The 25,132-nt window shown below is 72.6% G+C and carries 22 protein-coding genes; 6 read left to right on the forward strand and 16 right to left on the reverse strand.

Annotated elements, in window-relative coordinates; translation table 11 throughout:
• On the reverse strand, window positions 1-142 hold a 142-nt coding region (locus tag HFV08_RS27830; protein WP_168543222.1), incomplete at its 3' end, for an acyl-CoA dehydrogenase family protein.
• A gap of 213 nt (window positions 143-355) precedes the next feature.
• On the opposite strand from HFV08_RS27830, the gene HFV08_RS27835 reads away from it, so the two are divergent.
• Entirely contained in the window at window positions 356-1,696 is a 1,341-nt protein-coding gene (locus HFV08_RS27835) for a UDP-glucose dehydrogenase family protein (RefSeq protein ID WP_168543223.1), read from the forward strand.
• A gap of 230 nt (window positions 1,697-1,926) precedes the next feature.
• Here HFV08_RS27835 and HFV08_RS27840 read toward each other — a convergent pair whose 3' ends face one another.
• Genes HFV08_RS27840 through HFV08_RS27850 form a run of 3 tightly spaced genes read right to left on the reverse strand, consistent with a single transcriptional unit; the run spans window position 1,927 to window position 4,938 of the window.
• On the reverse strand, window positions 1,927-3,189 hold the full coding sequence (locus tag HFV08_RS27840) for a dipeptidase (protein WP_168543224.1): 1,263 nt from the start codon (window positions 3,187-3,189) through the stop codon (window positions 1,927-1,929).
• A 16-nt stretch (window positions 3,190-3,205) separates the two neighbouring features.
• Window positions 3,206-3,772, reverse strand: coding sequence for a 5-(carboxyamino)imidazole ribonucleotide mutase (gene purE, locus HFV08_RS27845; RefSeq protein ID WP_210430884.1), 567 nt, complete (start codon window positions 3,770-3,772; stop codon window positions 3,206-3,208).
• The gene (locus HFV08_RS27850; protein WP_376770742.1) at window positions 3,769-4,938 is read right to left on the reverse strand and encodes a 5-(carboxyamino)imidazole ribonucleotide synthase; all 1,170 of its coding nucleotides are present in this window, start codon (window positions 4,936-4,938) and stop codon (window positions 3,769-3,771) included. The genes purE and HFV08_RS27850 overlap by 4 nt, the downstream gene beginning before the upstream one ends.
• Before the next feature lie 246 nt (window positions 4,939-5,184).
• Between HFV08_RS27850 and HFV08_RS27855 the strand changes: the two genes are divergently transcribed.
• Window positions 5,185-5,706 (forward strand): GtrA family protein, encoded by a 522-nt coding sequence (locus HFV08_RS27855; protein ID WP_168543226.1) that lies wholly within the window; start codon window positions 5,185-5,187, stop codon window positions 5,704-5,706.
• Between the two features lie 63 nt (window positions 5,707-5,769).
• On the opposite strand, the gene HFV08_RS27860 is transcribed toward HFV08_RS27855, so the two are convergent.
• Both HFV08_RS27860 and HFV08_RS27865 read right to left on the reverse strand, forming a co-directional pair.
• Window positions 5,770-7,083: a sensor histidine kinase gene (locus HFV08_RS27860; RefSeq protein ID WP_168543227.1), complete on the reverse strand. Its 1,314-nt coding sequence runs from the start codon at window positions 7,081-7,083 to the stop codon at window positions 5,770-5,772.
• 15 nt (window positions 7,084-7,098) lie between these two features.
• Window positions 7,099-7,776: a response regulator transcription factor gene (locus HFV08_RS27865; protein ID WP_040249465.1), complete on the reverse strand. Its 678-nt coding sequence runs from the start codon at window positions 7,774-7,776 to the stop codon at window positions 7,099-7,101.
• A gap of 452 nt (window positions 7,777-8,228) precedes the next feature.
• Here HFV08_RS27865 and HFV08_RS27870 point away from each other — a divergent pair, with 452 nt between their 5' ends.
• Window positions 8,229-9,755, forward strand: coding sequence for a peptide MFS transporter (locus HFV08_RS27870; RefSeq protein WP_168543228.1), 1,527 nt, complete (start codon window positions 8,229-8,231; stop codon window positions 9,753-9,755).
• A gap of 222 nt (window positions 9,756-9,977) precedes the next feature.
• Here HFV08_RS27870 and HFV08_RS27875 read toward each other — a convergent pair whose 3' ends face one another.
• Both HFV08_RS27875 and HFV08_RS27880 read right to left on the reverse strand, forming a co-directional pair.
• Entirely contained in the window at window positions 9,978-10,487 is a 510-nt protein-coding gene (locus HFV08_RS27875; RefSeq protein ID WP_168543229.1) for an ATP-binding protein, read from the reverse strand.
• 187 nt (window positions 10,488-10,674) lie between these two features.
• Window positions 10,675-11,049 carry an STAS domain-containing protein gene (locus tag HFV08_RS27880; protein WP_168543230.1) on the reverse strand — a complete coding sequence of 125 codons (375 nt, stop codon included), beginning with the start codon at window positions 11,047-11,049 and terminating at the stop codon, window positions 10,675-10,677.
• A 255-nt stretch (window positions 11,050-11,304) separates the two neighbouring features.
• Between HFV08_RS27880 and HFV08_RS27885 the strand changes: the two genes are divergently transcribed.
• A complete protein-coding gene (locus HFV08_RS27885; RefSeq protein WP_168543280.1) occupies window positions 11,305-12,207 on the forward strand; it encodes an RNA polymerase sigma factor SigF in 903 nt (300 codons plus the stop codon).
• A 152-nt stretch (window positions 12,208-12,359) separates the two neighbouring features.
• Here HFV08_RS27885 and hutI read toward each other — a convergent pair whose 3' ends face one another.
• The 4 genes from hutI to hutU all read right to left on the reverse strand — a co-directional run bounded on the left by hutI (window position 12,360) and on the right by hutU (window position 18,127).
• Window positions 12,360-13,529 (reverse strand): imidazolonepropionase, encoded by a 1,170-nt coding sequence (gene hutI / locus HFV08_RS27890; protein ID WP_168543231.1) that lies wholly within the window; start codon window positions 13,527-13,529, stop codon window positions 12,360-12,362.
• A 247-nt stretch (window positions 13,530-13,776) separates the two neighbouring features.
• On the reverse strand, window positions 13,777-15,171 hold the full coding sequence (locus HFV08_RS27895; protein WP_168543232.1) for a formimidoylglutamate deiminase: 1,395 nt from the start codon (window positions 15,169-15,171) through the stop codon (window positions 13,777-13,779).
• The gene (locus tag HFV08_RS27900; RefSeq protein WP_168543281.1) at window positions 15,168-16,376 is read right to left on the reverse strand and encodes an allantoate amidohydrolase; all 1,209 of its coding nucleotides are present in this window, start codon (window positions 16,374-16,376) and stop codon (window positions 15,168-15,170) included. Before HFV08_RS27900 ends, HFV08_RS27895 begins: the two co-directional genes overlap by 4 nt.
• Before the next feature lie 71 nt (window positions 16,377-16,447).
• The gene (hutU, locus tag HFV08_RS27905; protein WP_168543233.1) at window positions 16,448-18,127 is read right to left on the reverse strand and encodes a urocanate hydratase; all 1,680 of its coding nucleotides are present in this window, start codon (window positions 18,125-18,127) and stop codon (window positions 16,448-16,450) included.
• A 170-nt stretch (window positions 18,128-18,297) separates the two neighbouring features.
• Here hutU and HFV08_RS27910 point away from each other — a divergent pair, with 170 nt between their 5' ends.
• Window positions 18,298-19,677, forward strand: coding sequence for a type III PLP-dependent enzyme domain-containing protein (locus HFV08_RS27910; protein WP_168543234.1), 1,380 nt, complete (start codon window positions 18,298-18,300; stop codon window positions 19,675-19,677).
• A gap of 144 nt (window positions 19,678-19,821) precedes the next feature.
• On the opposite strand, the gene HFV08_RS27915 is transcribed toward HFV08_RS27910, so the two are convergent.
• Window positions 19,822-20,670 carry a MurR/RpiR family transcriptional regulator gene (locus HFV08_RS27915; RefSeq protein ID WP_168543235.1) on the reverse strand — a complete coding sequence of 283 codons (849 nt, stop codon included), beginning with the start codon at window positions 20,668-20,670 and terminating at the stop codon, window positions 19,822-19,824.
• Between the two features lie 197 nt (window positions 20,671-20,867).
• Between HFV08_RS27915 and HFV08_RS27920 the strand changes: the two genes are divergently transcribed.
• Window positions 20,868-21,311 (forward strand): hypothetical protein, encoded by a 444-nt coding sequence (locus HFV08_RS27920; protein ID WP_246342132.1) that lies wholly within the window; start codon window positions 20,868-20,870, stop codon window positions 21,309-21,311.
• Between the two features lie 211 nt (window positions 21,312-21,522).
• Here HFV08_RS27920 and HFV08_RS27925 read toward each other — a convergent pair whose 3' ends face one another.
• From HFV08_RS27925 to HFV08_RS27935, 3 genes are all read right to left on the reverse strand, one after another.
• A complete protein-coding gene (locus tag HFV08_RS27925; RefSeq protein WP_168543236.1) occupies window positions 21,523-22,089 on the reverse strand; it encodes an NlpC/P60 family protein in 567 nt (188 codons plus the stop codon).
• A 256-nt stretch (window positions 22,090-22,345) separates the two neighbouring features.
• A complete protein-coding gene (locus tag HFV08_RS27930) occupies window positions 22,346-22,918 on the reverse strand; it encodes an NlpC/P60 family protein (protein WP_168543237.1) in 573 nt (190 codons plus the stop codon).
• Between the two features lie 727 nt (window positions 22,919-23,645).
• A complete protein-coding gene (locus HFV08_RS27935) occupies window positions 23,646-25,037 on the reverse strand; it encodes a cystathionine beta-synthase (RefSeq protein WP_040249493.1) in 1,392 nt (463 codons plus the stop codon).
• Window positions 25,038-25,132: the final 95 nt, after the last annotated feature.

The raw sequence follows: 25,132 nt of genomic DNA on the forward strand, positions 1-25,132 counted from the left end.
CCTCCTGGGGGAAGCGGCCCTCCTCGTCCACCTGCGCGGCGAACGGCGCGATCTTCGCCTCGGCGAGCGCGCGCACCGTCTCCCGGAGCATCTCGTGCTCCTCCGACGGCCGGTACAGATCAAAAGCTGCGTTGCCCGCCAAGGCTCTCACTCTCCATGTCGCAAAATGCCAGTTACCGTCAAGTAACCCAATTTTACGGCCCCGTCCTCCCGGGCGGTACGTGAGGTTGCCGACAGCGCGGAAACACAGCCTCCGGGCTCCGGACTATGCTCTTTGCGCGCGCTCGACCGCGTACGGAACGGCGTACCGGACGGGTACGGGAACCGCCCCTCGACGGAGCACTGGAGTAACCGCATGGCCCTCAAGATCACCGTGATCGGCACCGGCTATCTCGGCGCCACGCACGCCGCGGCCATGGCGGAACTCGGCTTCGAGGTCCTCGGCCTCGACGTGGTGCCCGAGAAGATCGACATGCTCGGGCGGGGCGAGGTCCCGATGTACGAGCCGGGACTCGCGGAACTGCTGCGGGCGCATGTCGCGGGGATCGAGGGCTCCTCGGGGCGGCTGCGCTTCACCATGGACTTCGCCGAGGTCGCGGAGTTCGGCGATGTGCACTTCGTCTGCGTGAACACCCCGCAGAAGCACGGCGAGTACGCCTGCGACATGAGCTACGTGGACTCCGCCATGGAGTCGCTGGCCAAGCATCTGACCCGGCCCTGCCTGGTGGTCGGCAAGTCCACCGTGCCGGTCGGCAGCGCCGAGCGGATCGCCGCCCGGATCGCGGAGCTGGCCCCCGCGGGCGCCGAGGCGGAGCTGGCCTGGAACCCGGAGTTCCTGCGCGAGGGCTTCGCCGTCCAGGACACCCTGCACCCGGACCGGATCGTGGCCGGGGTCGGCAGCGAGCGCGCCGAGCGCCTGCTGCGCGAGGTGTACGCGAAGCCGCTGGCCGAGGGCACCCCCTTCGTGGTCACCGACTTCCCGACCGCCGAGTTGGTGAAGACCTCCGCCAACTCCTTCCTGGCCACCAAGATCTCCTTCATCAACGCGATGGCGGAGGTCTGCGAGGCCGGGGGCGGCGATGTCGCCAAGCTGGCCGAGGCCATCGGGCACGACGAGCGCATCGGGTCGAAGTTCCTGCGCGCGGGCATCGGCTTCGGCGGCGGCTGCCTGCCCAAGGACATCCGCGCCTTCATGGCCCGCGCGGGCGAACTCGGCGCCGACCAGGCCCTCACCTTCCTGCGCGAGATCGACTCGATCAACATGCGCCGCCGGGGCGCGATGGTCGAGATGGCCCGGGAGGCGGTCGGCGGGACCTTCCTCGGCAAGCGGGTCGGCGTGCTCGGCGCCGCCTTCAAGCCTGACTCGGACGACGTCCGCGACTCGCCCGCCCTGAACGTCGCGGGCCAGATCCACCTCCAGGGCGGCCAGGTCACCGTCTACGACCCCAAGGGCATGGACAACGCCCGCCGCCTCTTCCCCACCCTCGGCTACGCGGACAGCGCCCTGGAGGCGGTACGCGGCGCCGATGTCGTCCTGCACCTCACCGAGTGGCGGGAGTTCCGCGAGCTGGACCCGGCCGAGCTGGGCGGCGCCACCGCCTCCCGGGTCCTCCTCGACGGCCGCAACGCCCTGGACCCGGCCCTGTGGCGCGCGGCGGGCTGGACGTACCGGGCGATGGGCCGCCCGGCGGCCTGAGGCGCCGGGGCGGCTGAGGCGGCACGGCAGCTGAGGCGGCACGGCGGCTGAAGCGGCCCGAGGCCCGGCGGCCCGAGCACCCGCTCCGGCCGCCCGGCACCGCCGCCGGAGCACACCAGCCGGGACACCCGAAGGGGCCGCACCGCCGAAGCGATGCGGCCCCTTGGTCATCGGCCCGCCCGTCCGTCGGCCCGTCGCCGGGCGGCCGACCACGGCCGTGCCGGCAGGACTCAGCCCTCCCCGGCCGCCCCGCCCGCCCCGTCGAGTTCCTCGATCGTGGCGTTCGAGACCCCCGTACGGGACTGGAGGTCGGCCGCCACGTCCTCGGCGGCGCCCAGCACCCGTACCGTGTTCTGCCAGGTCAGCTTGGCGAGGTCGGGGCGGGACCAGCCGCGGTCGAGGAGTTCGGCGATGAGGTTCGGGTAGCCCGCGACGTCGTCCAGGCCCCGCGGGGTGTAGGCGGTGCCGTCGTAGTCGCCGCCGATGCCGAGGTGGTCGATGCCCGCCACCTCGCGCATGTGGTCGAGGTGGTCGGCGACGGTGGCGGCGGTGGCGACCGGGCGCGGGTCGGCCTCCTCGAAGGCGGCCAGCACCTTCATCGCCTCGGGGGTGTGGTCGAGGGCGTGGAAGCCGCTCGCCTCCAGATGGCCCTCGGCCCTGCGGGTCCAGTCGACCGCCTCCTGGAGGACGAACTTGGGCACGAAGGTGGCCATCGCCACGCCGCCGTTGGCGGGCAGCCGCTCCAGTACGTCGTCGGGGATGTTGCGCGGGTGGTCGCAGACCGCGCGGGAGGAGGAGTGGCTGAAGATCACCGGGGCCGCGGAGGCGTCCAGGGCGTCGCGCATGGTGCTCGCCGCCACGTGCGAGAGGTCGACCAGCATGCCGCTGCGGTTCATCTCGCGGACCACCGCGCGGCCGAAGGCGGTCAGGCCGCCCACGCCGACCTCGTCGGTGGCGGAGTCGGCCCAGTCGATGTTGTCGTTGTGGGTGAGGGTCATATAGCGCACGCCGAGCGCGTACAGGGCGCGCAGGGTGGCGAGCGAGTTGTTGATGGAGTGCCCGCCCTCGGCGCCCATCAGGGAGGCGATCCGGCCCTCGGACCGGGCGCTCTCCATGTCGGCGGCGCTGCGGGCGCGCCTGAGGTCCGCCTCGTAGCGGGCGGTCAACTGCTCGACGCAGTCGATCTGTTCGAGGGTGGCGCTGACGGCCGCGTCGCCGCTGAGGTCGCTGCGGACGTAGACCGACCAGAACTGGGCGCCGACGCCGCCCTCGCCGAGCCGGGCGAGGTCGGTGTGCAGATGGGGCCGCTGGTCGGTGGCGATGTCGCGGGCGCCGAGGTCGTAGCGGACCTGCTGGCGCAGCGCCCAGGGCAGGTCGTTGTGGCCGTCGGCCACCGGGAACTCACGGAGCAGCGCGCGGGCTTCGCCGAGCGAGGCGGCCGAGGGGGCCGGGGAAGCAGCAGAAGCCGAGGTGCCGGAGCTGGGGGAGGTCATGGACGTAAGACTCCCCTCAGTTCCCGCCGCCGAAGCCGAAGCCGGAGCCCTGGCCGCCCGCCTTGGCGCGCAGCCGCTTGCCCTTCTCGGTGGCCTGGTCGTTCAGCTCCTGCTGGAACTCCCGCATCCGGGCGGCGAGTTCCTCGTCGTGGGCGGCGAGCAGGCGCACCGCGAGCAGTCCGGCGTTGCGGGCCCCGCCGACCGAGACGGTGGCGACCGGGACCCCGGCGGGCATCTGCACGATGGAGAGCAGCGAGTCCATGCCGTCCAGGTACTTCAGCGGTACGGGCACGCCGATCACCGGCAGCGTGGTCACCGAGGCGAGCATGCCGGGCAGGTGGGCGGCGCCGCCCGCGCCCGCGACGACGGCCTTGAGCCCGCGGGCCGCGGCCCCCTCGCCGTAGGCGATCATCTCGCGCGGCATGCGGTGCGCGGAGACCACGTCGACCTCGTAGGGGATCTCGAACTCGTCGAGGGCCTTGGCGGCGGCCTCCATCACGGGCCAGTCGGAGTCGGAGCCCATGACGATGCCGATGAGCGGGCTGTCCTCGGCGGGGCTGCCGGGGGCGGACGGTGCGGTCATTCCTGGATGGTCCCTCGGAGGTAGCCGGCGGCGTGGCGGGCGCGTGCGAGGACGTCGTCCAGGTCGTCGCCGTAGGTGTTGACGTGGCCGACCTTGCGGCCGGGTTTCACGTCCTTCCCGTACATGTGGATCTTCAGCTGGGGGTCGCGGGCCATGCAGTGCAGGTACGCGGTGTACATGTCGGGGTAGTCGCCGCCGAGGACGTTGCCCATCACGGTCCAGCGGGCGCGCGGGCGGGGGTCGCCGAGCGGCAGGTCGAGGACGGCGCGTACATGGTTGGCGAACTGCGAGGTGACAGCGCCGTCCTGGGTCCAGTGGCCGGAGTTGTGCGGGCGCATGGCCAGCTCGTTGACGAGCACCCGGGGGGTGCCGTCGGCCGCGCGGACCTCGAAGAGCTCGACGGCGAGATGGCCGACGACGCCGAGTTCGGCGGCGATGCGCAGCGCCAGCTCGCTCGCGCCGAGGGCGAGCTCTTCGTCCAGTCCGGGCGCGGGGGCGATCACGGTGTCGCAGACGCCGTCGACCTGCTGGGACTCCACGACCGGGTAGGCGACCGCCTGGCCGTGCGGGGAGCGGACCACGTTGGCGGCCAGCTCCCGTACGAAGTCGACCTTCTCCTCGGCGAGGACGGGGACGCCCGCGCGGAAGGGCTCGGCGGCCTCCTCGGCGGAGCGGACGATCCACACGCCCTTGCCGTCGTAGCCGCCCCGGACCGTCTTCAGGACGAGCGGGAAGCCCTCGCCCCCGTCCTCGGCGGCCAGCTCGGCCGCGAAGGCGGCGACATCGGCCGGGTCGGCGACGATGCGGTGGCGCGGGCAGGGGGCGCCGATCTCGGTGAGCCTGGCCCGCATCACGCCCTTGTCCTGGGCGTGCACCAGGGCCTCGGGGCCCGGGCGGACCGGGATGCCGTCCGCCTCCAGGGCGCGCAGGTGCTCCGTCGGGACGTGCTCGTGGTCGAAGGTGATCACATCGCAGCCGTGCGCGAAGGCGCGCAGCGTCTCCAGATCGCGGTAGTCGCCGACGACGACGTCACCGGCGACCTGCGCCGCGGAGTCCTGCGGGGTGTCGCTGAGGAGCCTGAACCTGATGCCGAGGGGGATGCCCGCCTCGTGGGTCATACGGGCGAGCTGTCCCCCGCCGACCATGCCGATTACCGGGAATGTCACGAACCCAGGGTATCGGCCGCGCGCGGGTGCCCGGCCGCGCACCGTTCCGGCCACTCTTCGACGGGGTTTCGCCTACGCAGGGTGACCACCGCAGGCCGGAGCGGTGCGCGCGGGCGGCTGCGTCACAGCCCTGCCACCGGGCGCAGAAAGCCCCGAGGCACATGTCCCGCCGCGTGGTTAGCATGGTCGGGTCGAGCTTTTGCGAAACGACACTCCGGATTTCCGACAGACGGGGGCACGCCGCCCATGGAGCACCACGGTCCCGCGTACCACCCGCTGCGGCGGCGCCTGCGGCAACTGACCGGCGAGCTGGCGAAGTTCGGGGCGGTGGGCGGGGCCGGTCTCCTGGTGAACCTGCTGGTCTTCAACCTGGTCCGGCAGGTCACCGATCTCCAGGTGGTCCGGGCCAGTGTGATCGCCACCGTGGTCGCGATCGTCTTCAACTACCTGGGCTTCCGGTACTTCACCTACCGTGACCGCGACAAGAGTGGCCGGACCAAGGAGCTGACCCTCTTCCTGCTGTTCAGCGCGGTGGGCCTGGTCATCGAGAACGGCGTCCTCTACACCGCGACCTACGGCTTCGGCTGGGACAGCCCACTGCAGAGCAACATCTTCAAGTTCCTCGGCATCGGCGTCGCCACCCTCTTCCGCTTCTGGTCGTACCGCACCTGGGTCTTCCGCGCGCTGCCCGCCCGCGAGACCGTGGCCCGCGCCGAGTCCTTCCTGGAGGCGGAGCAGCGGGAGCCCGCGGGGCCCCGGATCCGCTGAACCCGGCCGCCCGGCGCGGGCGAAGGCCCCGGGTGCCCCGCCACGCGGCGCGCCCGGCGCGGCTCAGCGCACCGGGGCGGGCGGTCCGTCCTCGCCGGGGGCTCCGGGCCCGCCCGGCTCGCCGAGGAGCGCTTCCCCGCCCTTCTTCGGCGTACGGGAGAGGAAGAGGCCGAAGACCGGCGGGCGGCTCTGGAGCATTTCGAGGCGGCCGCCGTCCGCCTCGGCGAGGTCCCGGGCGACCGCGAGGCCGATGCCGGTGGAGTTGCGGCCGCTGATGGTGCGCTCGAAGATGCGGGCGCCGAGGTCGCCGGGGACGCCGGTGCCCTCGTCGGTGATCTCGACGACGACCTGGTTGCCGGTGACCCGGGTGCGCAGCGCGACGGTGCCGCCGCCGTGCATCAGCGAGTTCTCGATCAGCGCGGCGAGCACCTGGGCGACCGCGCCGGGGGTGCCCACCGCCCGCAGCCCGTGCTTGCCGGAGCTGACGATGGCGCGGCCGACGCCCCGGTAGGCCGGGCGCCACTCCTCCAGCTGCTGCTTGATGACCTCGTCCAGGTCGAAGGAGACGGCCGAACCGGTGCGCGGGTCGCGAGCGTTGGTGAGCAACCGCTCCACCACGTCGGTGAGCCGCTCGACCTGGGTGAGCGCGATGGAGGCCTCCTCCTTCACCGTGTCCAGGTCCTCGGTGACGGTGATCTCCTCCAGGCGCATCGACAGCGCGGTGAGCGGGGTGCGCAGCTGGTGGGAGGCGTCGGCGGCGAGCCGGCGTTCGGCGGTGAGCATCCGGGCGATGCGCTCGGCGGAGCCGTCGAGGACGTCGGCGACCCGGTCGAGTTCGGGCACCCCGTAGCGCTTGTGCCGCGGCCGCGGGTCGCCGGAGCCGAGGCGTTCGGCGGTCTCGGCGAGGTCGGTGAGCGGGGAGCCGAGCCGGTTGGCCTGGCGTACCGCGAGCAGGACGGCGGCGATCACGGCGAGCAGGGCGACGGCGGCGATGATCAGCAGGGTGCGGCCGACCTCGCGGGTGACCGAGGAGCGGGAGTCCTGGACGGTGACCCGCTCGCCCTGTTCGCCGCGGGCGCTGGACTCGATGACCTCGCCGCCGAGGCGGTCCCCGATCCGGATCGGCTCGCGGCCGGGGATCTCCACCACGGCGTGGCGGCCCGGCTCGACCTGTTCGCGCAGGATGTCGGCGCTGATGTTCTCCTTGCCGAGCAGCCTGCTGTCGACGATGCTCACCAGGCGCACCGCCTCGGAGTCCACCCGGTCCTGGGCGCTGCTGGTGATGGTGCGGGTCTCGACGATCACCAGGGAGACCCCGAACACGGCGATGACCACGAGCACGACGGCGAGGGTGGAGTTGATCAGGCGGCGGCGCATGAGGAGGAGGCTTCGTCAGCTCTTCTCGAAGCGGAAGCCGACACCCCGCACGGTGGCGATGTAGCGGGGGTTGGCGGCGTCGTCGCCGAGCTTCTTGCGCAGCCAGGAGATGTGCATGTCGAGGGTCTTGGTGGAGGACCACCAGGTGGTGTCCCAGACCTCGCGCATCAGCTGGTCCCGGGTGACGACCCGGCCCGCGTCCCGTACGAGCACCCGCAGCAGGTCGAACTCCTTGGCGGTGAGCTGGAGTTCCTCCTCGCCCATCCAGGCGCGGTGCGATTCGACGTCGATGCGCACCCCGTGGGTGGCGGGCGGCTGCTGGGGTTCGGCGGAGCCGCGGCGCAGCAGGGCCCGTACCCGGGCGAGGAGTTCGGCGAGCCGGAAGGGCTTGGTGACGTAGTCGTCGGCGCCCGCGTCGAGGCCGACGACGGTGTCCACCTCGTCGGCGCGCGCGGTGAGGATCAGGATCGGCACGGTGTGGCCCTCGGCGCGCAGCCTGCGGGCGACTTCGAGGCCGTCCATGCCGGGCAGTCCGAGGTCGAGCACGACCAGGTCGACACCGCCCTGCATTCCGGCGTCGACCGCCGCGGGGCCGTCCTCGCGCACCTCCACCTCGTAACCCTCCCGGCGCAGGGCGCGGGCCAGCGGTTCCGAGATGGACGCGTCGTCCTCGGCGAGCAGTACACGGGTCATGGAGTGATGGTAGACCGCGGGCCGCCGGGCTCGCGGGGTGATCGCCGCCCTGCGGGGCCTGCGCGTTCGGCCCTGCGGCTTGGCGATGAGAACCTGTGATGAACCTTCGAATCTGGGTATGTGGTTCCACAGTCACCTGTGATCCATCTCTCAAGTCCTTCCATAGCGGCCCATGTCGTGCCGTATCGTGGCCGCAGCTTGTCGCACTGCTTGAGGACCTTTGGCCCGTTATCTGTGCCAAGGGTCTCTTTTGTGCGCGGGTCGGGATGATCCAGCCTTTCGACAAGTCAACAAGAATCTGTGGCCGGGCCACGGCGCCGTGATGCGCCGGGCGTGGATCCCGGGACCGCCGCCCTCACCCCTCGACGCGGGGCGGCACGCCCGGTGAACCGGCCGCCCCCCACCGGGCGCGCACCCGCTCTCGCAGCGCGTCCCGAAACCAGAGGATCGACATGGCGCCCAGCCAGACGAAGGACTCCGCACGAGCCGGCACCCCGGGCTCCGGAAAAACCTTCTTCGGCCATCCCCGCGGACTGGCCACGCTCTTCATGACGGAGATGTGGGAGCGCTTCAGCTTCTACGGCATGAAAGCCCTGCTCCCCCTCTACCTGATCGCGGGCGGCCCGGCGGCGGGCAAGGGCGCGCAGGAGGGCGGCCTGGCGATGACCGCCGCCACCGCCACCGCGATCTACTCCATCTACCTGGCGATGGTCTATCTGCTCGCGATGCCGGGCGGCTGGTTCGGCGACCGGGTCTGGGGCCCGCGCAAGACGGTCGTCATCTCCGCCTCGATCGTGGTGCTCGGCCACCTGACGCTGGCCATCCCCGGTGAGGGCGCCTTCTTCGGCGGTCTCGCGCTCGTCGCGATCGGCTCGGGCCTGCTCAAGGCCAATGTCTCCACCATGGTCGGCCACCTCTACGACGGCCCCGAGGACCCGCGCCGGGACGGCGGCTTCACCGTCTTCTACATCGGCATCAACGTCGGTGCCTTCGGTGCGCCGCTGATCATCGGCACCGTCGGCGAGAAGGTCAACTGGCACTTCGGCTTCGCCCTCGCCGCGCTCGGCATGGCGCTCGGCCTCGCCCAGTTCCTGCTCGGCACCCGCCACCTGGACGCCCGCTCCAGCGAGGTGCCCAAGCCGCTCTCCGAGCAGGAGCGCAGCTCGGTGATCCGCAAGACGCTGATCACCGTCGCGCTGACCGCCGTCTTCTACGCGGTCGTGGTCGCCACCGACCTCTACACCCTGAACTGGGCGCTGGTCCCGATCACCCTGGCCGGTCTGCTCATCCCGATCGGGGTGCTGGCCCGGATCAAGCGGGACAAGGACCTGTCCGGCGAAGAGCAGTCGAAGATGAACGGCTACATCTGGTTCTTCGTCGCCGCGGCCATCTTCTGGATGATCTACGACCAGGGCGGCTCGACCCTGTCGATCTTCGCCGAGTCGAAGACCAACACCGTGATCCTCGGCTTCGACTTCCCGGTCTCCTGGTTCCAGTCGGTCAACCCGGTCATGATCATGGCGCTGGCCCCGCTCGTCGCCTGGCTCTGGCTCTACCTGGCCCGCAAGGCCAAGGAGCCGAGCACGGTGGTGAAGTTCTCCGCCGGCCTCGGCCTGGTGGGCCTGTCCTTCGTGCTCTTCCTGCTGCCGCTCGCGGCCTCCTCGGACGGCACCAAGGTCAGCCCGATGTGGCTGGTCGGCATCTACCTGATCCAGACCGTCGGTGAGCTGTGCCTCTCCCCGGTCGGCCTCTCGGTCACCACCAAGATGGCCCCGGCCAAGTACGCCTCCCAGATGATGGGCGTCTGGTTCCTCGCGGTCACCGCGGGCGACTGCGCCACCGGGCTGCTCTCCATCGCCGGGGTCGACCTCAACAAGTCGGGCGTGGTGGCCCTGGAGGCCGGCCTCGCGCTGCTCGCCGCCTTCGCGGTGTACATGTACCGCAAGCAGGTGCGCGCCCACATGGGCGAGGTCCACTGACACCACCGCGCACCCCGCGGCCACCGAGGGCCGTCCCGCCGCACCAGGCGGGGCGGCCCTCGCCGCCGGTCCGGGCGGCTTCCCGGTACGCGGCGGCCTCCCCGGTACGTACGCGGCCGGGCGGGAGCGGGCAGCAGGACGCCCCCGTACGGACGGATGCCGACGAGGGCGGAAGCCAGGTGGCCAGGTGGGGGTGAGGGTGAACCGCCAGGGGGTGAACTGCTAAGCGGGGGCGCCCAGTTCGGCCCAGACCGTCTTGCCGGCGAGGCTCGGCGTGCGGACGATCCCCCAGTCCAGGCAGAGGCGCTGCACGATGAACATGCCGTGCCCGCCGGGGCGGCCCGCACGGTGCGGGGTGCGGGGGGCGGGCTCGCCCGCGCCCTTGTCGCGGACCTCGATCCGCAGCACCTTGCCCTCGCTGGAGATCCACATCCGCTCGGGGCCGCCCGCGTGCAGGCAGGCGTTGGTGACGAGCTCGGAGACGACCAGCAGGACGTCCTCGGCGGCGGCCCTGCGGTCGGCTCCGGAGGCGGGCAGCCAGCCCCAGTCGTACAGGGCCTCACGGGTGAAGTCGCGGGCGAGCGGGACGATGCCGCTCGCCCCTTCGAAGTCCAGGGCACGCACCTGCCGCTCGGTGACGGGGGCCAAGGCCGCGCCTTCGCCGTTCGCGGGAGCGCCGGGGCCCGCCTGGGGGCCCCGCTCGCCCGGCGGGAAGGGCCGGGTGGTGCTCATCAGCGCTTCACCTCACCGATTCACCAGTCGTGGCAGTGCTTGCCGCTGTGCCTGTTGTCTGATCCAGGGGGTCTTCTGCCCGGTCGTTCCGTGAGAACACCCACGTATTCGAAAGCGGGCCGTGTGACGCTCGTAACGTGCCGGTCACACAGTGAACAAGGAGGCGAAAGTCTCCTGGTCCGGTGCTTCAGCCGGTGGACGCGAGCGCCTCGGCGAGGCTGTCGTGCAGGGTGAAGACGGCCTCGGCGCCGGTGATCTCGAAGACCCTGGCGACCACGGGGAGCATGCCCGCGAGGTGGACGGCGCCGCCGGCCTCCTCCGCCTTGAGGCGGGCGCCGAGCAGGACGTTGAGCCCGGTGGAGTCGCAGAACTCCAGGCGGGTGCAGTCGACCACGAGGCGCGTGAGGCCCCGGTCGATGCTGGCCTCCAGCGGCTCGCGCAGCAGATCGGCGGTGTGGTGGTCGAGCTCACCTGCCGGGGTGATGACGGCGGTGCCGCTCTCTTCCCGTACCTCGACAAGAAGCCGGCCCCGGTTCGCGCTGCCGACCGTCCCGCGGTCCATGCGGTGTCTCTCTCTTCCGACAGTCGTGGATGTGGATTGACGCCCCCGCACACTACCGCCCTCCGGGCGCCTTCCAACACCCGAACAACCGGTTCAAAGCGGACAATTCACAAGGAAATGCACTTGCAAGTCCACCGGAAAAACGGGTAGGGCTTATAAGGACACCTGACCGACACGGCCGGCTATGGAGGCGCCGCACTCCGCAGTGCACGCAAAGGCTTCGGCAGCCAGATGCCGAGAATCATGGAGGACACCATGTCACCCCGGCTCGACGAATCGCATACCGACCAGGCGACGTCGGCACATCCGCCGGAACTCCGCGCCGAGCTGCCCGCGCCCGCAGAGGCCGCGGACGACCTCGACCTCCCCGAGATCCCCCCGTTCGACGAGGTGGGACCGGCGGACGCGCGGGCTCTGTCCAAGACGCTCTTCGACCGTCTCGGTTCGCTCGAAGAAGGCACCCACGAGTACGCGTACGTACGCAACACCCTGGTCGAACTGAACCTCGCCCTGGTGAAGTTCGCCGCCTCCCGGTTCCGCTCGCGCAGCGAGCCGATGGAGGACATCATCCAGGTCGGCACCATCGGCCTGATCAAGGCGATCGACCGCTTCGAGCTGAGCCGCGGGGTCGAGTTCCCGACCTTCGCGATGCCCACCATCGTCGGTGAGATCAAGCGCTTCTTCCGGGACACCAGCTGGTCCGTCCGCGTGCCGCGGCGGCTCCAGGAGCTGCGCCTGGACCTGGCCAAGGCCGGCGACGAACTCGCCCAGAAGCTCGACCGCGCGCCCACCGTGGCGGAACTCGCCGAGCGCCTCGACCTGAGCAGGGACGAGGTCGTCGAGGGCATGGCCGCCTCCAACGCCTACACGGCCAGCTCACTCGACGCCCAGCCCGAGGAGGACGACTCCGAGGGCGCGCTCGCGGACCGGATCGGCTACGAGGACCACGGCCTGGAGGGCATCGAGTACATCGAGTCCCTGAAGCCGCTGATCGCCGAACTCCCGCCGCGCGACCGGAAGATCCTCTCGCTGCGCTTCGTCGCCAATATGACCCAGTCGGAGATCGGCGAGGAGCTGGGCATCTCGCAGATGCACGTCTCCCGCCTGCTCACCCGCACCCTGGGCCGGCTCCGCAAGGGGCTGACGGTCGAGGAGTGACCGGCGGGCCTGCCCCGCGGACCCTCGCCCCCGACGAAGGCCCACCGGACAGGCTCGCGGCCACCCGCGGCCCCGGCACAGAGCACCACGGCATCTGGCAGTGGAAGCCCGTCTCCCCCGGAGACGGGCTTCTTCGCGTACGCCCGCGGCCCTCAGGCGACCGGCACGCCCCGGCGCCACACCTCGGAGACCAGCGGCACCCCCGGCCGGTACACCAGGTGCACATGGCTCGGCGCGTCCAGGACGGCGAGGTCCGCGCGGGCGCCCGGGGCCAGCCGGCCGATGTCGGTCCGGCGCAGCGCGGCGGCCCCGCCCGCGGTCGCCGACCAGAGCGCCTCGTCCGGGGTCATCCCCATGTCGCGCACCGCGAGCGCCAGGCAGAAGGGCATCGAGGAGGTGTACGAGGAGCCCGGGTTGCAGTCCGTGGACAGCGCGACGGTGGCGCCCGCGTCCAGCAGGCGGCGGGCGTCCGGCCACTCGGCCCGGGTGGAGAACTCCGCGCCCGGCAGCAGGGTGGCCACCGTGCTCCCCTGCGCGAGGGCGTCCACATCGGCGTCGGTCAGGTGGGTGCAGTGGTCCGCGCTGGCCGCGCCGAGCTCCACGGCGAGCTGGACCCCGGGCCCGTAGGAGAGCTGGTTGGCGTGCACCCGGGGGGTCAGGCCCGCCGCCATCCCGGCGGTGAGGATCGCCCGCGCCTGCTCGCCGTCGAAGGCGCCGCGCTCGCAGAAGACGTCCACCCAGCGGGCGTACGGGGCGCAGGCCGTGAGCATCTCGCCGGTGACCAGGGCGACATAGCCCGCCGGGTCCTCGGCGAACTCGGGGGGCACGATGTGCGCGCCGAGGAAGGTGACCTCCTCGGTCTGCTCGGCGGCCAGGCGCAGGGCGCGCGCCTCCTGCTCGACGCTGAGCCCGTAGCCGGACTTGGTCTCGAAGGTCGTGGTGCCCTGGGCCAGCGCCTCGCGCAGATGGCGGGCGAGGTTCCCGGCGAGCGCGGTGTCGCTCGCCGCCCGGGTGGCGGCGACCGTGGTGCGGATGCCGCCTGCCGAGTAACTCCGGCCGGACATACGGGCGTTGAACTCCGCCGTACGGTCCCCGGCGAACACCAGATGCGAGTGCGAGTCGACGAAGCCGGGAATGACCGCCCGCCCGCCGAGGTCGTGCGCCTCGTCCGCGGCCGGGGCCCGGTCGGCCGGTCCCGCCCAGGCGATCCGCTCCCCGTCGAGGACCAGGGCCGCCCCGGTGAGCAGGCCGAGCGGGCCCTCGCCGAGTGCGGGGTCGTTGGTGACCAGGCTGCCGATGCCGGTGAGGACGGTGCTGCCCATCGCGTTCCTCCGCTTTCCTGCCGGATTCCTGTTTCCTGCCGGGCCGGGGCCCGCGCTCTTCTGCCGGGCCGGGGCCCCGCGTTCTCCTGCCGGGCCCGGGCCCCGTGTCTTCCTGCCGGGCCCGGGCCCGGGTTTCCGTGCCGGGCCGGGGCCCGCCGAATCGCTGTCCGCTCTTCCCGTCCTGCCGTGTCTCTTCCCGTCCTGCCGTGTCCGTCCCCGCCGCCGCCTCCCGCGGGCGGGGCCGCGGTCAGCCGCGCAGCAGCTCCACGGCCTCCGCCAGCGCCGCCGGTACGTCCGGGATCCGGCAGTGCGCCCCGTCCCGTACCAGGTGGCGGCCGCCGACCACGACATGCCGTACGTCGGCGGCGGTGGCCGCGAAGACGGCGGTCTCCGCGCCGAGGCGGGGGATCGAGCCCGCGGTGCGCACCGAGTCGAGGGCGACGGTGGTGAGGTCGGCGAGGGCGCCCCGCTCGATGGCGCCCGCGTCGGGGCGGCCGAGGGCGGCGTGCCCGTCGGGGCTCGCCGCGCGCAGCAGGGCCGCGGCGGTCCAGTGGCCCCGGGTGCGGCTGCGCAGGCGCTCGTCCAGCTCCATGGCGCGCGCCTCCTCGAAGAGGTCGATGACGGCGTGGCTGTCGCTGCCGAGGCTGAGCGGGCTGCCCGCGGCCTGGAGCCGGGGCGCGGGGCCGATGCCGTCGGCGAGGTCGCGTTCGGTGGTGGGGCACATGCAGGTGCCGGTGCCGGAGCCGCCGAGCAGGGCGATGTCCTCCTCGGTGAGGTGGGTGCTGTGCACGGCGGTGGTGCCGGGGCCGAGCACGCCGTGGTCGGCGAGGAGGCGGGCGGGGGTGACGCCGTGCGCGGCGAGGCAGGCCTCGTTCTCGGCCCGCTGCTCGGAGAGGTGGACGTGCAGCGGTACGGACCGCGCGCGGGCCCAGTCGGCGACGGTGGCCAACTGCCCGGCGGGCACGGCCCGTACGGAGTGCACGGCCGCGCCGATCAGGGTGTGCTCGGAGGGCTTCACGGTGTCCGCGAGCAGGCTGGCCCGCTCGGCCCAGGCCTCGGCGGTGCCGTCGGAGAAGCGCGACTGGTGGTGGTCGGGGGCCTCGCCGAAACCGGCCGCGAGATAGGCGGTGTCGAGCAGGGTGATCCGGATCCCGGCCTCGCGGGCGGCGGCGATCAGCGCCTCGCCCATGGCGTTGGGGTCCTGGTAGGGGCTCCCGCCGGGGGCGTGGTGGAGATAGTGGAACTCCCCCACCGCGGTGACCCCGGCGAGCGCCATCTCCGCGTAGACGGCGCGGGCGAGCCGGAAGTACGACTCGGGGGTGAGCCGGTCGGCCACCGAGTACATCGTCTCGCGCCAGGTCCAGAAGGTGCCGGTGCCGACCTGGACGGTGCCGCGCAGCGCCCGGTGGAAGGCGTGCGAGTGCGCGTTGGCCAGGCCCGGCAGGGTGAGCCCGCGCAGTACGTGCGACCCGCGCGGCGGCACCGGCACCTGGCGGCGCACCCCGGTGATCCGGCCGCCGGTGACCTCCACGCACACCTCGGGCTCGACATGGGTGCCGAGCCAGGCGTGCTCCAGCCAGTAGGTGAACTCAGGCGGCGGGGAAGGGAGTCGACCGGAACCTCCGGCGTGCTCGTGGCTCATGCGCAGGCGAGACCTTCCAGTACGTCGGCGAGGGCGGCCACTCCCGCCAGGCAGTCGTCCTCCTCGGCCCACTCCGCCGGGGAGTGCGAGACACCGGTCGGATTGCGGACGAAGAGCATGGCGGTGGGCACCGACTCGGAGAGGATTCCGGCGTCGTGCCCGGCGCCGGTGCCGAGGACGGGCACCGGCTCCCCCCGGTCGCCGAGGATACGGGCGAGTTCCTCGCGCAGCGCGTCGCCGAATTCGACCACGGGGGTGAACGACTCGCGGACGACGTCGAGTCGGATCCCGTGGCGGGTGGCGTACTGCTCGGCGGCCTCCTGGATGCCGGTGACGACGGTGTCCAGGGTCCGCTGGTCGGCGGCGCGGGAGTCGAGCCAGCCGCGGACCAGGGAGGGGATGGCGTTGACGCCGTTCGGCTCGACCGCGATCTTCCCGAACGTGGCGACGGCACCGGCGAGTTCGGCCTCCCGGCGGGCGGCGAGCACGGTCTCGGCGTAGGAGAGCATCGGGTCGCGGCGGTCGGCGAGGCGGGTGGTGCCCGCGTGGTTGGCCTCGCCGCGGAAGTCGAAGCGCCAGCGGCCGTGCGGCCAGATCGCGGAGGCGAGGCCGACCCGCGCGCCGCCGCTCTCCGGCAGCGCGAGCGCCCGGCCCTGCTCGATGTGCAGTTCCACGAACGCGCCGATACGGCCGAGGAGTTCGGGGTCGGCGCCGATGGCCTCGGGGTCGTATCCGGCCCGCTCCATGGCCGTGGGCAGCGCGATGCCGTCCTGGTCCCGCAGGGCGAAGGCCTGCTCGCGGCCGAGCCGCCCGGCGGCGAGCCGGGAGCCCACACAGGCCAGGCCGAAGCGCGCGCCCTCCTCGTCGCCGAAGTTGACCAGGCCCACCGGCCGGGTGAACCGGGCCTGCCTGTCACGGAGTTGATCGAGGGCGGCGAAGGCGGAGACCACGCCGAGCGGGCCGTCGAAGGCGCCGCCGTCCGGCACCGAGTCGAGGTGCGAGCCGGTGACGACCGCGTCCCCCTCGGCCGGATCGCCCAGCCAGGCCCACTGGTTGCCGTTGCGGTCCACCCGGTGGTCGAGGCCGCGGGCGAGCGCCTGCGCGCGGAACCAGTCGCGGCAGTCGGCGTCGGCGGGTGTCCAGGCGTGGCGGCGGTAGCCGCCGGTGGAGTCCTCGCGGCCGATGACCGCCAGCTCCCGCCACATCGCGTGGAAGGAGGGCGGGGTCACCGAGGGGGTGAACTCCCCTGCCGCAGAGGCCTGTTCGGACGGCTCGTTCACTCGGATTCCTTCATCGGGATGCGGACGTCCTTGGCCTCGGCGACCGCCTCGGCCTCCTCGTAGCCCGCGTCGACGTGCCGGATCACGCCCATGCCCGGGTCGTTGGTGAGCACCCGGTGCAGCTTCTCGCCCGCCAGCTCCGTGCCGTCGGCGACCGAGACCTGCCCGGCGTGGATCGAGCGGCCCATGCCGACGCCGCCGCCGTGGTGCAGCGAGACCCAGGAGGCCCCGGAGGCGACGTTGACCATGGCGTTGAGCAGCGGCCAGTCGGCGATGGCGTCGGAGCCGTCGCGCATCGACTCGGTCTCCCGGTAGGGGGAGGCCACCGAGCCGCAGTCCAGGTGGTCCCGGCCGATCGCCAGCGGGGCACTCAACTCCCCGCTCGCCACCATGGAGTTGAAGCGCTCGCCGGCCCGCTCGCGCTCCCCGTAGCCGAGCCAGCAGATCCGCGCGGGCAGGCCCTGGAAGTGGACGCGCTCCCCGGCCAGCCTGATCCAGCGGGCCAGCGACTCGTTCTCCGGGAAGAGGTCGAGGATGGCCTTGTCGGTGGCCGCGATGTCCTTGGGGTCGCCGGAGAGCGCCGCCCAGCGGAAGGGGCCCTTGCCCTCGCAGAACAGCGGCCGGATATAGGCGGGGACGAAGCCGGGGAAGTCGAACGCCCGCTGGTAGCCGTGCAGTCGGGCCTCGCCCCGGATGGAGTTGCCGTAGTCGAAGACCTCGGCGCCCGCGTCCATGAAGCCGACCATCGCCTCCACGTGCCGGGCCATCGACTCCCGGGCCCGGGTGGTGAAGTCGGCGGGCTTCTCGGCGGCGTAGGCGGCCATGTCCGCGAAGTCGATGCCGACCGGGAGGTAGGAGAGCGGGTCGTGGGCGCTGGTCTGGTCGGTGACGATGTCGATCGGGGCGCCCTCGGCGAGCATCCGCGGCAGCAGCTCGGCCGCGTTGCCGAGCAGTCCGATGGAGAGCGGGCGGCGGGCGTCGCGGGCCTCGGTGGCGAGCGTCAGGGCGTGCTCCAGGGAGTCCGCCCTGACGTCGAGGTAGCGGTGCCCGATGCGGCGCTCGATGGCGCGCGGGTCGCAGTCGATGCAGATGACCACGCCGCCGTTCATGGTGACGGCGAGCGGCTGGGCGCCGCCCATGCCGCCGAGCCCGGCGGTGAGCGTGATGGTCCCGGCGAGCGAGCCGTCGGCGCCGCCCCGGCCGCTCGCGTGCAGCTTGGCGGCGACGGCGGCGAAGGTCTCGTAGGTGCCCTGGAGGATGCCCTGGGTGCCGATGTAGATCCAGGAGCCCGCGGTCATCTGCCCGTACATGGTCAGGCCCAGCTGCTCCAGGCGCCGGAACTCCTCCCAGTTCGCCCAGTCGCCGACCAGGTTGGAGTTGGCGAGCAGCACCCGGGGCGCCCACTCGTGGGTCTGCATCACGCCGACCGGGCGGCCGGACTGGACCAGCATGGTCTCGTCCTGCTTGAGGGTCTTCAGGGTGCGCACCATCGCGTCGAAGGAGCGCCAGTCGCGGGCCGCCTTGCCGGTGCCGCCGTAGACCACCAGCTTGTCGGGGTGCTCGGCCACCTCGGGGTCGAGGTTGTTCTGCAGCATCCGCAGGGCGGCCTCCTGCTGCCAGCCCAGGGCGTTCAGCTCCGTACCTCGTGGTGCGCTCACCGGCCGGGGTCCTGACATGGGGTGCCTCCTCGCGGACTGTTGCCTCAGATATTCACATCCTGGGGTGCTGAATACATTCAGTCAATACGGCCTCCTCGCCGCGCGTCCGGGCCCGCCCCGGGGCGGTCGGCGTCCAGGGACCGGAACGGGCCGCGACGCCCGGCGGACCGCCGTGATTGGCTGACCGTATGAGCGACAGCGCCCCGCGCACCGCCGCGGCCACCGACCTGCCCGCCCTGACCCTCCGGCGCGACAAGGCGGTGCGTTCCGCCGTCGAGGTCTCCCTCGCCGGGGAGGCCGCGCCCGTGGTCGGGCTCCTCGATGTGACCGGGATCCGCGAGGACGCCCGCGCCCTGACCGCCGCCTTCGCGGAGGTGACCGCGCCGGGCACCCCGGTCCTGCACGCCTTCGCGGTGAAGGCGGCCCCGCTGGTGCCGGTGCTGCGGCTGCTGTGCGCGGAGGGCATCGGCGCCGAGGTGGCGAGCCCCGGCGAACTCGCCCTCGCCCGGGCGGCCGGGATCGAGCCCGGGCGGACGGTGCTGGACTCCCCCGCCAAGACTCGCGGCGAACTGCGCGAGGCCCTGGACCTCGGCATCGCCGTCAACGCCGACAACCCGCAGGAACTCGCCCGCCTGGACGAGCTGGTGGCCGGTGCGCCGCCCCGCTCGCCGCTCGGCGTCCGCGTCAACCCGCAGGTCGGCGGCGGCAGCATCGAGGCGCTGTCCACCGCGACCGCCACCTCCAAGTTCGGGGTGGCGCTGCGCGACGAAGGCGCCCGGGACTGGCTGGTGCGCGCCTTCCTCGACCGCCCCTGGCTGACCCGGCTGCACACCCACTCCGGCTCCCAGGGCATCCCGCTCGACCGGCTCGCCGCCGGGCTCGCCGCGACCGCCGCGCTCGCCGAGGAGATCAACGAGAAGGCGGGCCGCCGCCAGATCGACACCCTGGACATCGGCGGCGGACTCCCGGTCAACTTCGCCTCCGACGAGCGCACCCCCGACTTCGCCACGTACGCCCGGCTGCTGCGCCGCGAGGTCCCGGTGCTCTTCGGCGGCGGCTACGGACTGGTCACCGAGTTCGGGCGCTCCCTGCTCGCCAAGCACGGCACCGCGCTCGCCCGCGTCGAGTACACCAAGAGCTCCGGGGGCCGCCCCATCGCGGTGACCCACGCGGGCGCCCAGATCGCGGCCCGCACGGTCTACGCCCCCGAGTCCTGGCCGCTGCGGATCGCCGCCTACGACAGCGCGGGGCGCCCCAAGTCCGGGCCCGAGGTGGCCCAGGACGTCGCCGGTCCCGCCTGCTTCGCGGGGGACCTGCTCGCCCGGGACCGGCCGCTGCCGCTGCTCGCCCCCGGGGACTTCGCCGCCGCCCTGGACACCGGCGCCTACTACTTCGCCCACCACTACGCGTACAACTCCCTTGCCCGGCCGCCGATCTACGGCTTCACCACCACGGCGGACCCGGCGAGCGAGGTGCGCTTCGCGCTGGTGCGCGAGGGCCAGCGGACCGAGGAGATCGTCGCCGAGTCCGGCGGCGCGCTGCGGGACGCACTGGTGGCGGAGGAGTGAGCGGGGGCCGGCAGACGGGGGCGCGGGAGACGCGGACGCGGTAGGCGGGGGCAGGGCAGGCACGGGCCCGGCAGGCGCGGTAGGCGGCAAGCGCGGGCGCGCGCGGCAGGTGCAGGCCCGGGCCGGGGGCCCCGGAGGCGCGGGCTACTCCACGAACAGCCCGCGCTCCGCCGCCCGCGCGTCGAACTCCTCCAACCGCGCCTGCGCCTCGGGCAGCACATCGCACATGGCCTCCAGGAGGACCCGGCCGAGCAGCATCGGCGCACAGGCCGTGTCGAAGGCGAGGCCGGTGCCGACGGCGGCGGGCAGCAGCAGGTCGGAGAGCCCGGCGACGGGCGCGAAGGCGCTGTCGGCGACGGTCACCACCGTGAGCCCGGCCGCGCGGGCCTGCCGGAGCGCGTCCACCACCTCGCGCGGATGGCGCGGCAGCGCGAAGCAGAGCAGCGCCGAGGCGCCCGCCCGCGCCGCCGCGTCGATCCGGTCCTGGAGCATGGTGCCGCCCTCGTGCAGCAGCCGGATGTCGGGGTGCACCTTCGCCGCGAAGTACGCGAAGCCGTAGGCCTGGGCGGCGGCCGCGCGCAGCCCGAGCACCGGCAGCGGCCGGGAGGCGGCGAGCAGCCGCCCCGCCTCGGCCACCGGCGCGGGATCGGCGAGGGCCGCGGCGAGCCGGCGCAGGTTCTCGATCTCGGCGAGCACGGCCTGCTGGTACTCGTTGCCGCCCGCCTCCTCGGCCGCGCCCGCGGCGGCGCCGTCGGAGGGGGCCATCTCCCGCAGCGCCCGGCGCAGCGCCGGATAGCCGTCGAAGCCGAGGGCGACCGCGAACCGGGTGACCGAGGGCTGGCTCACCCCGGCCAGCTCGGCCAGTTCCACGCTGGACAGGAAGGGCGCGTCGGCGGGGCTGCGCACCATGCAGTGCGCGATACGGCGCTGGGTCGGGGTCAGCCGGTGCCCCTCGAAGAGCCGCTGGAGCCGTGCGCCAGGACTGTCGTTCATCCGCTGCCTCCCCGGCCGGCGAGGACTCGCGCCCCGCCGCGGCGCCGCCCGCACGGCGCCCTATTCACGTTCCGAAAACTCTGCATGAAAGTATGCAGGGCGGCAAGGCGGGGCCCCGGACCGGGGGCCCGGCCCCGCATCAAGAGGGGGGCTAGCCCCACTGCCGGGCGCTCCCGCACTCCGTACCGTAAGGCGCTATGGAAGCCCACGACGCCGACCTCAAGAAGGAACTCGACGCCACCCTGCACGCACGCAGGGACCTCGGCGAGGAGTACGAGTCCGCGCTGATCGACTCCTTCCTGGAGAAGGTCGAGCAGCAGGTGACCAGCACGGTCGACCGCCAGGTACGGCGGCAGCTCGCCCAGCAGCAGATGGTGGTGGCCCGCGGCTCACGGCCGCAGGAGCACTCCGGGGACTCCTGGGGCGAGCGCTTCGGCTTCGGCATGGTCACGATGATCCTGGCCATCCCGCTCTCCGCCATCGGCGCGGTCAACGCCGACCTGCCGGGGCTCCTGGTCACCTGGGCCGGGATCGTCGGCGTGAACGCGGTGCACGCCAGGCGCGGCTGGGGCCGCCTGGCCCGCCGCGGCGCGGACTCCTCCGGGGACTCCCGCCGGGACTCCTCGGACTGGGAGGACTGAACCGGCGGACAGGACCGGACCGTTCGGAAGAACCGAGCCGTCCGGAGGGACCGGGCCGTCCGGAGGGACCGGGCCGTCCGGAGGGGGGACCGGATCGGCCCCGGACGCGGACGGGCCGGGCCGCCACGGGGGCGGCCCGGCCTTTCACCGTCTGCCCGGAGGTCATCCTCCTCCGGGGCGGCGGGTCTCTCTCCGCGGATGCCTGCCGCGCTCAGCCGTAGACCTTCGGCCGGTAGGGGTCGTACTCGTCGGAGCCGACGCCGTAGCTCAGGTTGCGGTGGTCGGTGCCGTGGCCGCCCCGCTGCTCGTAGGCCTCGTAGGAGGTGTGGGCGCTGTCGTTCCACTTCACGAAGATGACGACGTGCCGGGTGGTGGAGCTGCCGTTCGCGTCGATGATCAGGTCGCCCTTCTGCAGCTGCGACATGTTGATCTTCGTGGTGTACGTGCTGGAGGCCAGGCCCACCGTGTTCGGGCCGGGCCCGCCGAGCGAGAGCGCCATGCTCACGTAGCCGGAGCAGTCGGTGCGGTAGCCGTCCCAGGTCGCGGTCTGGCTGTAGGGCACCTGCGAGCCGTTGTTGGCGGTCAGCCAGGTCTTGGCCCGGTTGATGGTGGTGTCCCGGCTGTACGCGGCGGTGGTCTTCTCGCCGCTCTTCTGGTGGACCGTCTGCTGGTGCTGCGCGACGGCCGGGGCCGCGGTGGCGGCGTGCGCGAGGCCGAGTGGGGCGACCAGCGCGGTGCTGAAAGCGAGCGGGAGGAGAACTCGGGCAGTTCGCTTCATGACTGTCCTCGTGGGGGTCGGGTTTGCCCCGCCCGGGACACAGAGAAGTCCTGCGTACCCCCGGCGAAGCGATGGCCTTGCGGCAGCCGCTTGTCTACGCGTGTTGACCACCGTGGCTGCTTTGGCGCGTACACGTCAAGGTTGATATTCGGCCACTCCCCGGAATCCGGACCGGGCGAGGGGCGACCCCCCGCGGGTGATCGCCCCTCGCCCCTCACGCCGGACAACAGGGCCCGTACGTACGGCAGTTGCCCGCTCAGCCGTACTTCTTCGGCCGGTAGGCGTCGTACTGGTCGGAGCCGACGCCGTAGCTCAGCGTCCGGTAGTCGGTGCCGTGGCCGCCGCGCTGCTCATAGGCCTTGTAGGACTTGTGCGCACTGCTGGACCACTTGACGAAGATCACCACATGCCGGGCGGTGGAGCCACCGGTCTTGTCGATGATCAGATCGCCCTTCTTCAGGGACGCCATCTTGATCTTCTTGGTGTACGTACTCGTCGCCAGGCCCACCGTGTTGGGCCCCGGCTTGCCGAGCGAGAGCGCCATGCTCACGTACCCGGAGCAGTCGGTCCGGTAGCCGCCCCAGGTCTTCGTCTGGCTGTACGGCACCTGGTGGCCGCCGTTGGCGGTCAGCCACTTCTTGGCCCGGTTGATCGTGGTGGTCCTGCTGTACGCGGCGGCGTCCTCGGCCCCGCTCTGCGCACGCACGCCCTGCTGCCCGGCCGCGTGCTGCTCCGCCGGAGCGGCACTGGCCCCCTGTGCGAGGGCGAGCGGGGCGATCAGGGCGGTACTGAAGGCGAGCGGGAGAAGTGCTCGGGCGGTTCGCTGCATGACTGTCCTCGTGAAATCGACGGAACCCCGCCGGTCACGCACACAGGAGACCTGCGCGCACCCCCGGCGAAGCATGGCCTGCGGCAGCCGCTTCTCTACGCGTGTCGATCACACTTCAACCCCGACCATGCACACGTCAAGGTCGACATCCAGCCACCTGACCAGAACCCCCAGCCCCGAACCACCACCCCCCACACCACCACCCGCCCCAGGAACCCCACCCACCCGCACCCGCCCACACAGAAAAGCGGCCCCCGGGAATCCCCACTCCCACGAACCGCCACCATCAATTGAGCAACCCCCACAAACCCCAGCCACCTACGCGAGAGCGGCGCCGGTTTAGGCGCAAGAAGGCCCCTGATTGCTGGGGGGGTATAAGGCGGGGACCGCCGCACCCCCAGCAATCAGGGGCGGGACGACGGCGGTCCCCGCGGGGGACGCGTGGCCGGGTCAGGGCCGGCGCTGCGCGTCCGGGCGACCAAAGAGGTCCGGGAGCCGCTCCGGAGGTCCTTGGTGCCGCGTGGTGCCGGCGGTGGAGGAGCGGGGAGCCGATCCCGCTCTTCCCTGCCGACGCCCTCTAATCTGCCTGCCCTGTGTTAAGCCGGTGCTGCGCGGACGTGACGCCCTCGTACCACTTCCGCGAAGTCGGGGAACTCCCGGCGGCCGCGGGGCGAAGCGCAGGTGGACGCGCGTCACACGGGCCGGGCCGCCGGGCGGATCCCGGGGCTCAGCGGCTCTGCTGGCCCTTGGCGAGGAAGGAGAGCAGGTCCTGGCGGCTGACGACGCCGGTGGGCTTGCCCTCGACGAGCACGATGGCGGCGTCGGCCTTGCCGAGCACGGCCATCAGGTCGGCGACCGGTTCGCCGGAGCCGACCTGCGGCAGCGGCGGGGACATGTGCTTCTCCAGCGGTTCGCCGAGGGAGGCGCGCTGGGCGAAGAGCGCGTCGAGCAGCTCGCGTTCGACGACGGAGCCGACGACCTCGGCGGCCATCACATCGGGGTGCCCGGCGCCGGGCTTGACGATCGGCATCTGCGAGACGCCGTACTCGCGCAGCACCTCGATGGCCTCGCCGACGGTCTCCTCGGGGTGCATGTGGACGAGGGAGGGCATCCCCTCGGACTTGTCGCGCAGCACGTCGCCGACCCGGGCGGAGGGGCCGAGGTCCTCCAGGAAGCCGTAGTCGGCCATCCACTCGTCGTTGAAGATCTTGCTGAGGTAGCCGCGCCCGCTGTCCGGGAGCAGCACCACGACCACGTCGTCGGGCCCGAGCCGCTTGGCGACCTCCAGGGCGCCGACGACCGCCATCCCGCAGGAGCCGCCGACGAGCAGGCCCTCCTCCTTGGCGAGGCGGCGGGTCATCTGGAAGGAGTCCTTGTCGGAGACGGGCACGATCTCGTCGGCCACGGTCCGGTCGTAGGCGGTCGGCCAGAAGTCCTCGCCGACGCCCTCGACGAGGTACGGCCGCCCGGAGCCGCCGGAGTAGACCGAGCCCTCCGGGTCGGCGCCGATGACCTGCACCCGGCCCTCGCTGACCTCCTTGAGGTAGCGGCCGGTGCCGGAGATGGTGCCGCCGGTGCCGACGCCCGCCACGAAGTGGGTGATCTTGCCCTCGGTCTGCTCCCACAGCTCCGGCCCGGTGGAGTGGTAGTGGGAGAGCGGGTTGTGCGGGTTGGAGTACTGGTCGGGCTTCCAGGCGCCGGGCGTCTCGCGGACCAGGCGGTCGGAGACGTTGTAGTACGAGTCCGGGTGCTCGGGGTCGACGGCGGTCGGGCAGACGACCACCTCGGCGCCGTAGGCCCGCAGGACGTTGATCTTGTCCGTGGAGACCTTGTCCGGGCACACGAAGATGCACTTGTAGCCCTTCTGCTGGGCCACGATGGCGAGACCGACGCCGGTGTTGCCGCTGGTCGGCTCGACGATGGTGCCGCCGGGCTGGAGGGCGCCGGACTGCTCGGCCGCCTCGATCATGCGCAGGGCGATGCGGTCCTTCACGCTGCCGCCGGGGTTGAAGTACTCGACCTTGGCCAGGACCGTCGCCTGGATTCCGGCGGTGACGTTGTTGAGCCTCACCAGCGGGGTGTTGCCGACGAGGCTGATCATCGAATCGTGGAATTGCACCGTTGTCTCCGGAGCTGCGCAAGAAGAAAAGGACTGGGTGCTGTCAGCCTAAGGCGTGCCGGGCGGCCCCGGTGAGTTGTCCACAGGGGCCCGGG

The sequence above is a fragment of the Streptomyces physcomitrii genome (genome assembly GCF_012273655.1).
In the GTDB taxonomy this organism is placed as follows: Bacteria; Actinomycetota; Actinomycetes; order Streptomycetales; family Streptomycetaceae; genus Streptomyces; species Streptomyces physcomitrii.

Coding starts and splice junctions, on each gene's coding strand:
- HFV08_RS27885 (WP_168543280.1), top strand. CDS start 11,305: ATGTCACCCCGGCTCGACGAATCGCATACCGACCAGGCGACGTCGGCA.
- HFV08_RS27895 (WP_168543232.1), bottom strand. CDS start 15,171: ATGAGCCACGAGCACGCCGGAGGTTCCGGTCGACTCCCTTCCCCGCCG.
- HFV08_RS27840 (WP_168543224.1), bottom strand. CDS start 3,189: ATGACCTCCCCCAGCTCCGGCACCTCGGCTTCTGCTGCTTCCCCGGCC.
- HFV08_RS27915 (WP_168543235.1), bottom strand. CDS start 20,670: ATGAACGACAGTCCTGGCGCACGGCTCCAGCGGCTCTTCGAGGGGCAC.
- HFV08_RS27870 (WP_168543228.1), top strand. CDS start 8,229: ATGGCGCCCAGCCAGACGAAGGACTCCGCACGAGCCGGCACCCCGGGC.
- purE (WP_210430884.1), bottom strand. CDS start 3,772: ATGACCGCACCGTCCGCCCCCGGCAGCCCCGCCGAGGACAGCCCGCTC.
- HFV08_RS27900 (WP_168543281.1), bottom strand. CDS start 16,376: ATGTGGCGGGAGCTGGCGGTCATCGGCCGCGAGGACTCCACCGGCGGC.
- HFV08_RS27875 (WP_168543229.1), bottom strand. CDS start 10,487: ATGAGCACCACCCGGCCCTTCCCGCCGGGCGAGCGGGGCCCCCAGGCG.
- HFV08_RS27925 (WP_168543236.1), bottom strand. CDS start 22,089: ATGAAGCGAACTGCCCGAGTTCTCCTCCCGCTCGCTTTCAGCACCGCG.
- HFV08_RS27910 (WP_168543234.1), top strand. CDS start 18,298: ATGAGCGACAGCGCCCCGCGCACCGCCGCGGCCACCGACCTGCCCGCC.
- HFV08_RS27930 (WP_168543237.1), bottom strand. CDS start 22,918: ATGCAGCGAACCGCCCGAGCACTTCTCCCGCTCGCCTTCAGTACCGCC.
- HFV08_RS27855 (WP_168543226.1), top strand. CDS start 5,185: ATGGAGCACCACGGTCCCGCGTACCACCCGCTGCGGCGGCGCCTGCGG.
- hutI (WP_168543231.1), bottom strand. CDS start 13,529: ATGGGCAGCACCGTCCTCACCGGCATCGGCAGCCTGGTCACCAACGAC.
- HFV08_RS27880 (WP_168543230.1), bottom strand. CDS start 11,049: ATGGACCGCGGGACGGTCGGCAGCGCGAACCGGGGCCGGCTTCTTGTC.
- HFV08_RS27865 (WP_040249465.1), bottom strand. CDS start 7,776: ATGACCCGTGTACTGCTCGCCGAGGACGACGCGTCCATCTCGGAACCG.
- HFV08_RS27835 (WP_168543223.1), top strand. CDS start 356: ATGGCCCTCAAGATCACCGTGATCGGCACCGGCTATCTCGGCGCCACG.
- HFV08_RS27860 (WP_168543227.1), bottom strand. CDS start 7,083: ATGCGCCGCCGCCTGATCAACTCCACCCTCGCCGTCGTGCTCGTGGTC.
- HFV08_RS27920 (WP_246342132.1), top strand. CDS start 20,868: ATGGAAGCCCACGACGCCGACCTCAAGAAGGAACTCGACGCCACCCTG.
- hutU (WP_168543233.1), bottom strand. CDS start 18,127: ATGTCAGGACCCCGGCCGGTGAGCGCACCACGAGGTACGGAGCTGAAC.